Here is a 13,474-nt window from a genome sequence, read left to right as displayed (position 1 = left end):
CTCACTCGGTGCGCTGAGCCCTGCGGGCCAGGAGCTTACCCACCTCCCACAGGACCAGGAGCGCGACGGCGGACAGCAGGGCCCAGCCGAACTGCTTCAGGTCGATCTCGGTGGTCCCGAGGATGCGACGGAACCCGTCCATCTGGGTCACCAGGACCGCGAGGACGAACTGCGCCAGGGCCGTCCAGTTCATCTGCTTGCTGTCGAAGGTGCTCGTCGTCAGCACCGACTCCGTCTCGCTGCGGCACTCGAACGCGGCCACGATCAGACAGAGCGCGAACGCGGTGAACGCCATCGAACTGCCGACGCGGACGCTGTCGAAGCGGGACTCGCCCAGCTTGATCAGCCCGAGCAGGATGAGCGTGATCGCCAGCCCGCTGAGCCCGACCGTGACCATCACGGGCCGGGTCAGCACCGACTCCCCCCGAGGACGCGGCCTGCGCCGCATCAGCCCCGCGCTCTCCTTGTCGAAGCCGAGCGCGAAACCGAACGAGGCGTTGACCACGAAGTGGATCCACAGCACCTGGGGAGGGGTGAAGGGTTCACCGGCCGCGATGTTGAAGATGGTCGCCCCGAGGAAGGTCAGCACGAAGGTGACGAGCAGCAGGAGGACGAAGCGGATGTACTTGGTGAGATTGTCGTAGAGCTTGCGGCCCTGCTCCACGGCGTAGACGATCGTCGCGAAGTTGTCGTCGGAAAGGATCATCCGCGCCGCGTTCTTCGCCACGTCCGTACCACTGCCCATCGCGATACCGATGTCGGCGGACTTGATGGCGGGAGCGTCGTTGACGCCGTCGCCGGTCATCGCGACGACATCGCCCTTCTTCTTGAGCGTGTCCGCCAGCAGCACCTTGTGCTCCGGCGCCACCCGCCCCACCACACCGATGTCGTCGATGCGGGCCAGTTGTTCGTGCTCCGGCAGCGCGGCGAAGTCGGCGCCGAGGACCGCCTCGCCCGGGATGCCGAGCTGCCGGGCGATCGCGGCACCGGTCGTGACGTCGTCCCCGGTGACCATGCGGACCCGGATGTGGGCGGCCTGGGCGCTGGCCACCGCGGCCCGGGACTCCTCACGGGGCGGGTCGACCATCCCGACCAGACTCGTCATCCGCAGGCCGGTGACATAGGCGAGCAGGTCGCCGCCGGGATCGAAGTCGGCCGGGTCCAGATCCCGGGTCGCCGCCGCCATCACCCGGCGGCCCTCACCGCCCATGCGCTCGGCCTGTTCATCGGCTCGCCGGCTCAGCTCCTCGTCCCACGGGACGGTCGCGCCGCCCGACAGCGCGCTGGCCGCACGGGCCGTCACCGCCGGAGCCGCGCCCTTGACGAAACAGCGCACCACCGGCCGGCCCACGGCGTCGACGGCCGAGTTGAAGGTGGCCATCAGCTTGTAACCCGGGTCGAAGGGCAGCGTGGCGACACGGGGCAACCGCCTGTGCGTGGCGTCGAGGTCCAGCCCCGCCTTGTGGGCCAGCACCAGGAACGCGCCCTCGGTGGGATCGCCCACGACCTCACCGTCCACCAGCTTGGCGTCGTTCGCGACGAGGTACGGAAGGATCGCGTCCTCGATGCCCGCGGAGGAACCGGCGGCGTGCTGGATCCGCCCGTCCAGGCCGTAACCCGTACCCGAGACGGTGTACCGGTCGGTGGGCGTCACGACCTCCACGGCCGTCATCTGGTTCATGGTCAGGGTGCCGGTCTTGTCCGAGTTGATCGCCGACGTGAACGCCAGGGTCTCGACGGACGGCAGCTCCTTCACGATCGCGTCGCGCTTCGCCAGATTGAGGCTGCCGACGGACAGGATCGCCTGGGTCACCGTCGGCAGGGCCTCCGGAATGGCGGCGATGGCCAGCGACACCGCGCTGACGAACAGGGCGTCCCACGCCTGGTCGCGGCTGCGCCCGAGCGCGAACATCACGATCATGGTCAGACCAGCGGCGGCCGTGATCCACAGCGTCAGCGTGTTGAGCTCCGTGGTGAGCGGCGCCTCCTCGCGCTCGGTCGCCGACAGCATCTCCGAGATCTTTCCGAGCTCGGTCCCCTCACCGGTCGCGGTGATGACCGCGACACCGCTGCCATGGGTGACCGGGGTGTGCATGAACGCCATGTTCGACTGGTCCCCCGGGCCCATGATGACCTTCGGCAGGGTCGTGGCGTCCTTCGAGGCGGGCACGCTCTCGCCGGTCAGGGCCGACTCGTCGATCTGCAGCGCGTGGGCCTCGATGAGCCGGCCGTCCGCCGGAACCTGGTCACCCGCGGAGATGTGCACGACATCGCCCACGACCAGTTGCTCGGCCGGGATCTCCGACTCCGTTCCGTCGCGCCGCACCCGGGCGGTCGCCGTCAGCATCGACTTGAGCGCGTTCATCGCGCTCTCGGCCTTGCCCTCCTGCCGCAGACCCACGATCGCGTTCAGCAGCGTCAGCAGGACGAGCAGGATCGCGGTGCTCCACTCGGCGATCGCCAGCGACACGATCGCCGCCACCACGAGGACGATCTGCATGTAGCTGCGGTACTGCTCGACGAACCGCCGCCACGCAGGCTTCGGCTTCTCCTCGGGCAGCGCGTTCGGCCCGTTCTCCGCCAGCAGTTCGGCGACCCGCGCAGCGCTGAGTCCGGAGGCCGGATCGACACCGAAGGCCGACGCGACGTCCTGCGGAGCACGCGCGTACCAGAGCTCCGGAGCAGCACGCTCCGGAGCCTTCGGGCCGCTCGACTGCATCGCCATCTCAGCTCTCCGCTCTGGATTCGGTCCGCCGTCCGTGTCCCGGGGGACTCACTCGCGCTTGCCCTTCCCGGTCCGCGATGCGCCGGCGGACGTCTGCCGCCCCTTCGCCCGGTGGCCGCTCCGCCGTCGTCCGCCGCCCCCTTCGGGGACGGGATGCGTGGCCGCGTACGGATCGGCCGGCGCGCCCTCGGGAGCGTCGGCCTCCAGTTCCCGCCTCGCGGCCCGGAGGTCCTTGCGCGCCTCCTTGCCCACCACCGGGTAACGAGGGTCGATGTCCATGAGCGTGTGAACCAGCACCGCCGCGGTCGCGACGCGCGCGAACCACTTCCGGTCCGCCGGGACGACGTACCAGGGCGCCCACGGCGTACTGGTCCGCGACAGCATCTCGGAGAACGCCTCCTGGTACGCATCCCACCGCCTGCGCTCCCGGACGTCGGCGGCGGAGAACTTCCAGTTCCGCTCCGGCAGGTCGAGCCGCTTCATGAACCGGGTGCGCTGCTCCTCCTTGGACAGGTTCAGGAAGATCTTCACGACCTTGAACCCGTTGTCGGTCAGATAGCGTTCCCAGTCGTTGACGGCCCGGTAGCGGCGATCCCAGATGTCCGCGCCGCGCACGTCCGCCGGCAGCCGCTGCCGGTCGAGGAGCTCCGGATGCACCCGGACGACGAGCACCTCCTCGTAGTGCGAACGGTTGAAGATCGCGATGTCGCCACGCGCTGGCAGCTTGGTGGCGTACCGCCACAGGTAGTCGTGGTCGAGCTCCTCGGCGGAGGGCTGCTTGAAGCTGCTCACCTTGACGCCCTGCGGGTTCACCCCGCTCATGACGTGCCGGATCGTGCCGTCCTTGCCACCGGCGTCGAGCGCCTGGAGACAGAGCAGTACGCCGTACGTGTCCTGGGCCGCCAGCCGTTCCTGGTACTCGGCGAGGAGCGACACGCCGGCGCGGAGCAGCTCCGCGCCGTGCTTCTTCTTCAGACCGGCCTTGTACCGGGGGTCGAAGTCCTCGCCCAGGTTCACACGCGATCCCGGTTCGACCCGCAGTGGCTCGATGAGCTTCGCGACGCGCTCGGCCCTGGCATCCGTCATGACGACCCGCCTCTCTGCTTCTCACGGTGAGTACCACGCGGTCGTCAGCGCTCACCGGCACGCCCCATGTCGGGCGCGGGAGCGGGCCGGAGTCTGGCGGGTATCCACCGGCCGAGCAGAGTTGGCCGTCCCGGGTTCCGGGTCTGCCGATCCGCCGTTCCGGCCTGTGTCGGCCGTTCCACGGTCGCGTCGCCGACGGCTTCCGGCGCGGCGGGGGTCCGGTCACGGTCGAGGGCGCCCAGCAGCAGCCGGACCCGGCGTTCGACCAGGATCGGGACGTACGTTCTCACCTTCGCCTGCTGGAACGAACCGCGGGCCGTCGCGACCACCTGATCCACGACGGACGGGTCGACCGAGGGGTAGGCGGCCTTCAACCGTGCGGCCAGCCGAAGGAGGGCGACCGTCTCGGCCTGGCGGACGCCCGGGTGAGCGGCGGGGGCTGCCGTCGGGCCGGTGCCTGCGGGCGGAGCGGGGGCGCGACCCGCTTCCCGCGGTGCGCCGCTCTCGTCGGCCGTGGATGCCGGCTCGTCCGTCTTCATCGCTGAACCACCCGCGCGCTCGCAAGACTCGAGCCTCAGGGGGCGGAGACCGCGGTGCCCACGGTCCCGATCAGACCGCCCCGAGACGGCTCGACGGCCGGGTACGAGGCCGTCCCACTCATTCTGGGACCGTCCGGTCGAAACCGCCTCACGGACGACGCGCCCCCGGCCGGTGCCCGCAACGGCCGGGGCACGGCCGAACCGCAGCGGAGGGCCGGCGGAACGGCACGGAGGCCGGCCCCGCTCTCGGCCGATCGTGAAAGGAAGGGAGGAAGGAGGGGAGGAGAGAGGAAAGGGGGGAGGGGTAAGAGGGAGAAGAGGGGGAGGGGAGGGGAAGAGGGGTGGTGGGTCGCCGGACCGGGCGCGGAGTGGACGGCAAGGTCATGGACGACGGCCCGCGCCACCCGACCCGCGCTCCCACAGCCATGGCGTGCTCGCCCTCGGTGCCGTGGACGCACGGCGGACGAGGGAATGGTCGTGAGTGCGGGGTGGGTGGCAGGGGCCCGGCTGCGGACCGGACACACGTCGGCCGCCGTGCCGCGACGAAAACTGACGAACCATCATCAAGGCTCAGGTCGACAGGGGTTGGCTCGAATCGCACCGGGGCGCGGGCAGGGCGCGTGTCACGTCGTGGTCACGCTCTGTTCGGTGCTCCCCTTCATGCGCGGAGGCTCAGCCGAAGGCCTTGACCGCTTGGTAGTAGGTCCAGGCGGTGCTGTCGCAGGAGACCTTCGTCGCGCCGCTGTAGTTGGCGCAGACCCGTTCGAGATCCGCGTAAAGGGCGCTGTCCAGACGTGACTTGTTGGCATCGAAGGCGCCGGCGGCCTTGTAGTTGCGGTAGCCGAAGTCGTGGCGGGCACATGAGGTGGCGAAGGGGAAGCCGAACGGGTTGTCCGGCGAGTCGGAACAGTAGTCGGTGGACCAGTCGAAGGCATACGCTGACCAGGCGGACTGGTTCGCTCGGGCGGCGACCCAGGTGTTGTAGCTCGACGCGCTGGTCTGGGTCCAACTGGACAGGACCTGGGGCTTGTCGGCAGGGGCGGCGCTAGCGGCTGTAGCGGTCGCTGTGATGGTGGCAATGGCCATGGCCGAGGCGGCAAGGCCGGTGGCGAGTCTTCGGTGCATCCCACACCTCCATGAGGCTGCGACCCGCCCATCGGGCTGCAGGTTCATGACAAGAATGATCGGCACCGCGACCCCCCTTGCATAGAGCTGGTACCTCAACAATCAATTAACTCCGTGGAGTTGGGGGGAGGCGTTTCATGTCTGCGACCACCATGACGGACTATGGCTGGATGTGTTCCTTCGTGGCTCCGGGGTGAGGTGTCGTCGCTCTCCGACATGACAACGGGGGGTTGACGTGACAACGGGGGGTTGTCATTCTGGGGGCATGGCGAACACGAAGGACCTCTCCGAGTACGAGCCGACTCTCGGTCGCATCAAGGAAGTGCGCGCACAGGCCATCCATCACGCGCGTCTGGCCCGGCAATTCGCTGTCGAGCGGCGCGAGTTGATGCAAGGGCTCATCGATCAGGGAGTGTCGCAGGCGGACATTGCGCGGGAGCTCGGCGTGACGCGGCAGGCCATCCAGAAGATGCTCGCCTGCTAGGCGGTGGCTCGATCGGGGCGGGCGGCTCCAGGGACGTGCAACCGGGTGGTTGCGAATGTCGGCCCGACGTGCAACCCTGGAGTTGCATCATTCGTTGCTGTGAAGGAGCCCCTCATGACCGAGGACCGGATCGAACGCGAGACCCTGATCGAAGCGCCCCTGGAGCGGGTATGGCCGTTGGTGGCCGTGCCCGGATTCTGGGTGGCCGACGAGGAGAGCCTGCCCACGGCGCAGGGCACGGAAGGCGAGTCGGCGGTGGTCAAGAACGCCCAGTACGGGGAGTTCCCGGTGCGGGTGGAGAAGGTCCAGCCGCCCACGTACGTCGCCTACCGCTGGACCAGTGCGTTCCCGGGAGACGAGTTGAGCGACGGCAACAGCACCCTGGTCGAGTTCACCCTGATCCCGGAAGGCGCGAACACGCGGCTGCGTGTCGTCGAGAGCGGCTTCGCGGCGCTCTCCGGGTCGCCGGACCTGCGGCGCAAGGCTCACGAGGACAACAGCAACGGCTGGCCCCAGGTGCTCGACGCGTTCAAGAAGCGCGCCACCCAGCCGTCGGTGTGACCGAGGAACGAGGCGAGGCCGAGGAGGTCGACGGCGTCCTCGCCGCGCTGGCCGATCCGACGAGACGCCATCTGCTCGATCTGCTGGCGGCCCGGGGCGAGGTCACGGCCACACAACTCGCCGAGGAACTGCCCGTCTCGCGTCAGGCGGTGGTCAAGCATCTCGCTGTGCTGGACGCGGCCGGCCTCGTCACCGGGAGCCGGGTGGGGCGCGAGGTGCGGTACGCGGTACGGCCGGCCGCGTTGAACGCGACCGCTCGTTGGATGGCCGCACTCGCCGCCGACTGGGACCGGCGCCTGGCGAACATCAAGCGCGTCGCCGAGGCGGCGGAACGCGCGTCCCGTACGTAGTCGCCCTGTCGCGGTTTCCGCCGGCCCCCCGGGCGGGCGGAAACCGCGACAGACCCGATGGCCCGACGGCCTCCCTGTCCCTCAGCGCCCATGTCCCATGTCCCATGCGCCATGTCCTGTGTCCTCGACCGTTCATGTGTTCATGTGCGGCACGATGTTCGCCTGCGTCGGCACCCGCGTCCTCAAGTGTTCATGTGTTCATGTCTGGTCCCTGTTCATGTGTCCGTCGTCGTGCCCGCGCCGTCATGGCGCTCGCACCCGGGCGTTTCGGGCCTGCTTCCGGTGTGACCGGATCGGTCCGCACCCGGACCCGATGCGGCCTGTCCCCAGGGCAGGCCCGCCGGACAGAGTGGGTGGCATGAATCGAGCACTGATCGTCATCGACGTCCAGGAATCCTTCCGCGCCCACCCGCTGTGGGAGACCATCTCCAACCCGAAGATCGCCGACCAGGTGGACCGACTGGTCGGGCTCGCCCGCCGGGCCGGCGACACGGTGGTGTGGGTGCTGCACTCGGAGCCCGGCAGCGGTGATGTGTTCGACCCGGCCCTCGGCCATGTCCGGCTGATGGAGGAGCTCCGGCGCCAGGACGGCGAACCGCTGATCCACAAGACCTCGCACAACGCCTTCACCACCACCAATCTGCAGCAACTCCTCACCGAGCGCGGTGTCCGCGAGCTCACCGTCTGCGGCATCCGCACCGAGCAGTGCGTGGAGACCACCACCCGCCTCGCGAGCGACCTCGGCTACCGGGTCACCTTCGTCACCGACGCCACCGCCACCAACCCCGTCCCGCACCGCGACGCCCCCGCCGACCGGAGCGTGGCCGAACTGCTGGCGGACCCCCGGACCCTGAGCGCCGAGGAAGTCATCCGGCGCACCGAGTACGCCCTGGCCGGGCGCTTCGCCACCATCGCCACGGTGGACGAGCTGGAGACCGGGGCCGGGTCTCGGGCATGATGACCGGATCGTGAGCCACATCGTCTTCTTCCTGGTGCCCGGAGTCCATCTGCTGGACCTGGCCGGCCCCGCGCAGGTCTTCTCCACGGCCGACGACTTCGGGCACCCCTACACCCTCGACTACGTCGCCGAGCAGCCGCGGATCCGCACCGCTCAGGGGCTGCCGCTGGTGACCCGGCTCGACTGGCCCGAGCTCGGCCCCGAGGATCTGATCGTCGTGCCCGGCTGGCGGGCGCCCACCCTCACCGACGGTCCGCCCATCGGTGAGGCCGGCCTGCGGGTCCTGCGGGACCACCACGCGAACGGCGGCACCGTCGCCAGTGTCTGCGCGGGAGCCGACGCGCTCGGCCGGGCCGGTCTGCTCGACGGCCGTCGCTGCACCACGCACCACGACGTCCAGGACGATCTCGCCCGCCGTTACCCCCGGGCGGTCGTGGTCCGCGACGTCCTCTACACCGAGGACGACCGGGTGGTCACCTCGGCGGGGATCGCCAGCGGGATCGATCTCGCCCTGCACCTGATCGCCACCCGGCACGGCCCGGCCGTCGGTGCCCGGGTGGCGCGGGACATGGTGGTCTACGCACGGCGCAACGGCCATGAACCGCAGACCAGCGCGATGCTCCGGTACCGGTCCCACCTGGACGACACCGTGCACCGGGCCCAGGACCTGCTCGACGCCCGCTTCGACCGGCCGCTGCCCCTGCCGGAACTGGCCGCGGCCGTCGGCGTGAGCGAACGCACCCTCACCCGCCTGTTCGGGCGCGCGACCGACGGCCTCACACCGCTGCGCTATCAGCAGGCCCTGCGTCTGGAGCGCGCCGAGCACCTCATCAGCCACGGTGCCACCGTCGACGCCGCGGCCCACGCGGTGGGCTTCGAAGACGCCCGCATGCTGCGCCGTCTCCGGGCCCGCGCGAACTGAACCGCGACGAGCGGCCCTCATGAGCGGCCCTCATGAGCGGGTCGCACGAGTGGGTCTCAGGTCTCCTGACCCGCTCCCGTCAGCGACGCCCGCTGGCGCGCGGCGCGGACGGCGGCCGTCAGCGAGGCGATGTCGTAGGCGCCGTAGTGACGGCGGCCGTTGACGAAGAACGTCGGTGTGCCCGACACACCGCTGAGGTCGGCCGATTCGACGTCCATGGCCACCCGGGCCGCGGCCGCGACGCCCCGGAGGTCCTCGCGGAAACGGTCGCTGTCGAGGCCGAGGCGGGCGGAGTACCGGAAGAGGTCCTTCGGCCCCAGGTCACCCTGGTGTCCCATGAGAAGGTCGTGCATCTCCCAATAGCGGTCCTGGCGGGCCGCGGCCTCGGCCGCCTGGGCGGCGAGCTGCGCGTTGGGGTGCACGTCGGTGAGCGGAAGATGGCGCCACACATAGCGCACGTCACCGAAGTCGGCGAGCAGTTCGCGCACCACGGTCTCGGCAAGACCGCAGTACGGACACTCGAAGTCGCCGTACTCGACGAGGGTCACGGGCGCTTCGAGCGGCCCGCGCACATGGTCGCGCTCCACATCGACGGGTTCGCTGAGGTCCACGATGCTCTGACCGGTGCCGAGGAGCGCCCGCGCGCGGGAGCGCCCGGTGAGCGCACCGATGACCAGGGTGACGACCCAGGTCAGGAGGAACGAGCACGCGACCGCGGCCAGAATGCCGACCTTTGCCTGCGCCAGACGGTCGCCGGTGAAGGCCAGCGACGCGATCAGCAGCGCCACGGTGAAGCCCACACCGGCCAGCGTGCCCCCGGCCGTGATGGCGCCCCAGCCCACGGGCGGGTGAAGACGTCCTCGGGCGGCGCGTGTGGTGAGCCAGGTGCCGCCGATGATGCCGACGGGCTTGCCCAGCAGGTAGCCGAAGAGGATGCCGAGGGTGACCGGTGAGGTGAAGGCGTCGGCGAGCTGACCGGCGCTCAGGGTGATTCCGGCGTTGGCGAGGGCGAACAGCGGCACGATCACGTAACTGGTCCAGGGATGGAACATCTGCTGGAGCCGCTCGTTCGGGGAGAGCGTCGAGGCGAGACCGCGCCGCACCGTGCGCTCCAGCTCCGGCGTCGGCTGCTCGCGGAAACGCCGGAACAGTCGGCTGGCGTGTTCCAGATCGCTGCGCTCCGCCGAGTACGCGTACGTCAGCATGCCCATCGCGAGACCTGTCACCACCGGGTCGATGCCCGACTTCAGGAGCGCCACCCAGATCGCCACGCCCAGCACGCCGTAAAGGGACGGAATCCGCGCGCCGATGGTGCGCCGCAGCAACAGGACGACCACGAACAGGCCGAGCGCCGTCAGCAGCGCGGGCAGCGAGATGGTGTCGCTGTAGGCGACGACGATGATGGCCAGCGCCAGGAAGTCGTCCACCACGGCGACGGTGAGCATGAAGACGCGGAGATTGGTGGGCAGCCGTGAGCCGAAGATGGCCAGCATGCCCAGGGCGAAGGCGGTGTCGGTCGACATGGCGGCACCCCAGCCGTGCGCCGCGGAGCCATGGCCCGAGGTGATGGCCAGGTACACGACGACGGGGACGATCATGCCGCTGAGACCCGCCAGCAGCGGCAGGGTGACCCGGCGGCGTTCTCGCAGCTCGCCCAGGTCGAACTCGCGGCGCGCCTCCAGGCCGACGACGAAGAAGAACAGCGTCATCAGGCCGCTGTTCACCCATTCGCGCAGGTCCATCGACACTCCGCCCGACCCGATACGGATCGACAGCTCGGTGCCCCACACGCTCTCGTACGAGTCGGGACCGATGTTGGCCCAGGCCAGCGCCACCAAGGTGGCGGCCAGCAGCACGGCGGCGCTGCCGGTCTCCGTCCGCAGGAACGCGCGCAACGGGCTGCGGGCGCGGTTGCCGCACTGAGTCTGACCTGACAGGGGCGACGTCTCGGATGGCATGGTCACCCTCCGATTCTCGCCCCGGACCCGATACTTCCCCAGACGACGGGTGCCCGGACCGACGGGGGGTGCCAGGACCGAGCAGGATTCGGGGGTGCCCGATCAGCGTTCGAGGGTGCCCGGACCGATCAGGATTGGAGAAGCGCCGACGGCCGGGCCTCACCTAGCGTGGCGCATGGACACCGTCCCATCACATCGGCCGGCACCGACGGTGGCGTACGCCGCGGGCGGTGGCCACGACCGCACGGACGGAGTCGGCGAACGAGAACCCGGAGCACCGCGCGAAACTGGTTGGATCGAGGCAGGCGATGCAGGCGGAGACCGTGAAGGCGGCCCCGCCCGACAGATGGAGACACGATGAGCAAGGCCACGAGGACGGACCCGCAGCCGTCCGCGCCGCATGGTGCCGACAGCCACGATCTGATCCGCGTGCTCGGCGCGCGGGAGAACAATCTCAAGGACGTCAGCATCGAGATCCCGAAGCGCCGGCTGACGGTGTTCACCGGCGTGTCCGGCTCGGGCAAGAGCTCGCTGGTGTTCAACACCATCGCCGCCGAGTCGCAACGGCTGATCAACGAGACCTACAGCAGCTTCGTGCAGGGATTCATGCCCACCCTCGCACGGCCCGAGGTCGACGTCCTCGAAGGCCTGACCACCGCCATCATCGTCGACCAGCAGCGGATGGGCTCCGACCCCCGCTCCACGGTCGGCACCGCCACCGACGCCAACGCGATGCTGCGCATCCTCTTCAGCCGGCTCGGCAAGCCGCACATCGGCCCGCCCAGCGCGTACGCCTTCAACGTCCCCTCGGTCAAGGCCAGCGGTGCCATCACCGTGGAGCGCGGTGCCAAGAAGGCGGTGAAGGCGACCTTCAACCGCACCGGCGGCATGTGCGTGCGCTGCGAGGGCCGCGGCACGGTCTCCGACATCGACCTCACCCAGCTCTACGACGACTCCAAGTCCCTCAACGAGGGCGCCATCACCATCCCCGGCTACGGCTCGGACGGCTGGAACATGCGGCTCTACAAGGAGTCGGGCTTCGTCGACCCGGACAAGGCGATCCGCAAGTACACGAAGAAGGAGCTGCACGACTTCCTCCACCACGAGCCGGTCAGGATGAAGATCGCGGGCATCAACATGACCTACGAGGGTCTGATCCCGCGGATCCAGAAGTCGATGCTCTCCAAGGACAAGGAGGCGATGCAGCCGCACATCAGGGCGTTCGTGGACCGGGCCGTCGCCTTCACCACCTGCCCCGAGTGCGACGGCACCCGGCTCAGCGAGGGCGCCCGTTCGTCGAAGATCAAGCGGATCAGCATCGCCGACGCCTGCGCCATGCAGATCAGCGATCTCGCCGCATGGGTCCGTGATCTGGACGAACCCTCGGTCGCGCCGCTGCTCTCCGCGCTCCAGCAGACCCTCGACTCGTTCGTGGAGATCGGCCTCGGCTACCTCGCTCTGAACCGGCCGGCGGGCACACTGTCCGGCGGCGAGGCGCAGCGCGTCAAGATGATCCGCCACCTCGGCTCCTCGCTCACCGATGTCACCTACGTCTTCGACGAGCCCACGGCGGGCCTGCACCCCCATGACATCCAGCGGATGAACGACCTGTTGCTGCGGCTGCGGGACAAGGGCAACACGGTGCTCGTCGTGGAGCACAAGCCCGAGACCATCGTGATCGCCGATCACGTCGTCGACCTCGGCCCCGGAGCCGGTACGGGCGGCGGCTCCGTCTGTTTCGAGGGCACGGTCGAGGAACTGCGGACCGGCGGCACGGTCACCGGCCGCCACTTCGACGACCGGGCCTCCGTCAAGGAGACGCTGCGCAAGCCCACCGGCACGCTGGAGATCCGCGGCGCGTCGGCGAACAACCTGCGTGACGTCGACGTCGACGTCCCGCTCGGGGTCCTGGTCGTCGTCACCGGCGTCGCCGGCTCCGGCAAGAGCTCGCTCGTGCACGGGTCCATCCCGGCCGGGGAGGGTGTGGTGTCGATCGACCAGGCGCCGATCCGCGGTTCGCGGCGGAGCAACCCGGCGACGTACACCGGTCTGCTCGACCCGATCCGCAAGGCCTTCGCGAAGGCCAACGACGTGAAGCCCGCGCTGTTCAGCGCCAACTCCGAGGGGGCGTGTCCCACCTGCAACGGCGCGGGCGTCATCTACACGGACCTGGCGATGATGGCCGGCGTCGCCACCACCTGCGAGGACTGCGAGGGCAAGCGGTTCGACGCGTCGGTCCTCGAGTACCACCTCGGCGGCCGTGACATCAGCGAGGTGCTCGCGATGTCCGTGGACGAGGCCGAGGAGTTCTTCGGCGCCGGTGAGGCGCACACGCCGGCCGCGCAGCGCGTCCTCGGGCGGCTCGCCGACGTCGGGCTCGGCTACCTCACCCTCGGACAGCCGCTCACCACGCTGTCCGGCGGCGAGCGACAGCGGCTCAAGCTCGCCACGCACCTCGGCGACAAGGGCGGCGTCTACGTCCTCGACGAGCCGACCACCGGCCTGCACCTCGCCGATGTCGAGCAGTTGCTCGGTCTGCTCGACCGGATCGTCGACTCCGGCAAGTCGGTCATCGTCGTCGAGCACCACCAGGCGGTCATGGCACACGCCGACTGGATCATCGATCTCGGCCCCGGAGCCGGTCACGACGGCGGCCGGCTCGTCTTCGAGGGAACCCCGGCCGACCTCGTCGCCGCCCGCTCCACCCTCACCGGCGAACACCTCGCGGCGTACGTCGGTTCCTGACCGGCGTCCGAGCGCACGGGA

At 69.8% G+C, this 13,474-nt stretch carries 11 protein-coding genes; 6 read left to right on the top strand and 5 right to left on the bottom strand.

The window, feature by feature from the left end; genetic code table 11:
• Position 1 precedes the first annotated feature (1 nt).
• From OHT01_RS04215 to OHT01_RS04200, 4 genes are all read right to left on the bottom strand, one after another.
• Positions 2-2,719: a cation-translocating P-type ATPase gene (locus OHT01_RS04215; RefSeq protein WP_443043512.1), complete on the bottom strand. Its 2,718-nt coding sequence runs from the start codon at positions 2,717-2,719 to the stop codon at positions 2-4.
• Between the two features lie 54 nt (positions 2,720-2,773).
• The gene (locus OHT01_RS04210; RefSeq protein WP_328551747.1) at positions 2,774-3,811 is read right to left on the bottom strand and encodes a polyphosphate kinase 2 family protein; all 1,038 of its coding nucleotides are present in this window, start codon (positions 3,809-3,811) and stop codon (positions 2,774-2,776) included.
• A 44-nt stretch (positions 3,812-3,855) separates the two neighbouring features.
• A complete protein-coding gene (locus OHT01_RS04205; protein ID WP_328551746.1) occupies positions 3,856-4,350 on the bottom strand; it encodes a three-helix bundle dimerization domain-containing protein in 495 nt (164 codons plus the stop codon).
• Positions 4,351-5,022: 672 nt separating this feature from the next.
• On the bottom strand, positions 5,023-5,475 hold the full coding sequence (locus OHT01_RS04200; RefSeq protein ID WP_328551745.1) for a phospholipase: 453 nt from the start codon (positions 5,473-5,475) through the stop codon (positions 5,023-5,025).
• Between the two features lie 265 nt (positions 5,476-5,740).
• On the opposite strand from OHT01_RS04200, the gene OHT01_RS04195 reads away from it, so the two are divergent.
• From OHT01_RS04195 to OHT01_RS04175, 5 genes are all read left to right on the top strand, one after another.
• Positions 5,741-5,959, top strand: a complete 219-nt coding sequence (locus OHT01_RS04195; protein WP_328551744.1) for a hypothetical protein — start codon at positions 5,741-5,743, stop codon at positions 5,957-5,959.
• Between the two features lie 114 nt (positions 5,960-6,073).
• A complete protein-coding gene (locus OHT01_RS04190; RefSeq protein ID WP_328551743.1) occupies positions 6,074-6,520 on the top strand; it encodes an SRPBCC domain-containing protein in 447 nt (148 codons plus the stop codon).
• Entirely contained in the window at positions 6,517-6,870 is a 354-nt protein-coding gene (locus tag OHT01_RS04185) for an ArsR/SmtB family transcription factor (protein WP_328551742.1), read from the top strand. Before OHT01_RS04190 ends, OHT01_RS04185 begins: the two co-directional genes overlap by 4 nt.
• Before the next feature lie 358 nt (positions 6,871-7,228).
• Positions 7,229-7,828, top strand: a complete 600-nt coding sequence (locus OHT01_RS04180; RefSeq protein ID WP_328551741.1) for an isochorismatase family protein — start codon at positions 7,229-7,231, stop codon at positions 7,826-7,828.
• Positions 7,829-7,838: 10 nt separating this feature from the next.
• The gene (locus OHT01_RS04175; protein WP_328551740.1) at positions 7,839-8,750 is read left to right on the top strand and encodes a GlxA family transcriptional regulator; all 912 of its coding nucleotides are present in this window, start codon (positions 7,839-7,841) and stop codon (positions 8,748-8,750) included.
• A 56-nt stretch (positions 8,751-8,806) separates the two neighbouring features.
• Here the strand turns inward: OHT01_RS04175 and nhaA are convergent, their stop codons facing one another.
• Positions 8,807-10,708, bottom strand: coding sequence for a Na+/H+ antiporter NhaA (gene nhaA, locus OHT01_RS04170; protein WP_328558018.1), 1,902 nt, complete (start codon positions 10,706-10,708; stop codon positions 8,807-8,809).
• 357 nt (positions 10,709-11,065) lie between these two features.
• Between nhaA and OHT01_RS04165 the strand changes: the two genes are divergently transcribed.
• A complete protein-coding gene (locus OHT01_RS04165; RefSeq protein WP_328551739.1) occupies positions 11,066-13,453 on the top strand; it encodes an excinuclease ABC subunit UvrA in 2,388 nt (795 codons plus the stop codon).
• Positions 13,454-13,474: the final 21 nt, after the last annotated feature.

The sequence above is a fragment of the Streptomyces sp. NBC_00358 genome, from assembly GCF_036099295.1.
Taxonomy (GTDB): domain Bacteria; phylum Actinomycetota; class Actinomycetes; order Streptomycetales; family Streptomycetaceae; genus Streptomyces.
The sequence above is the reverse complement of the archived record's forward strand: the minus strand, read 5'-3'. Positions and strand labels throughout refer to the sequence as shown.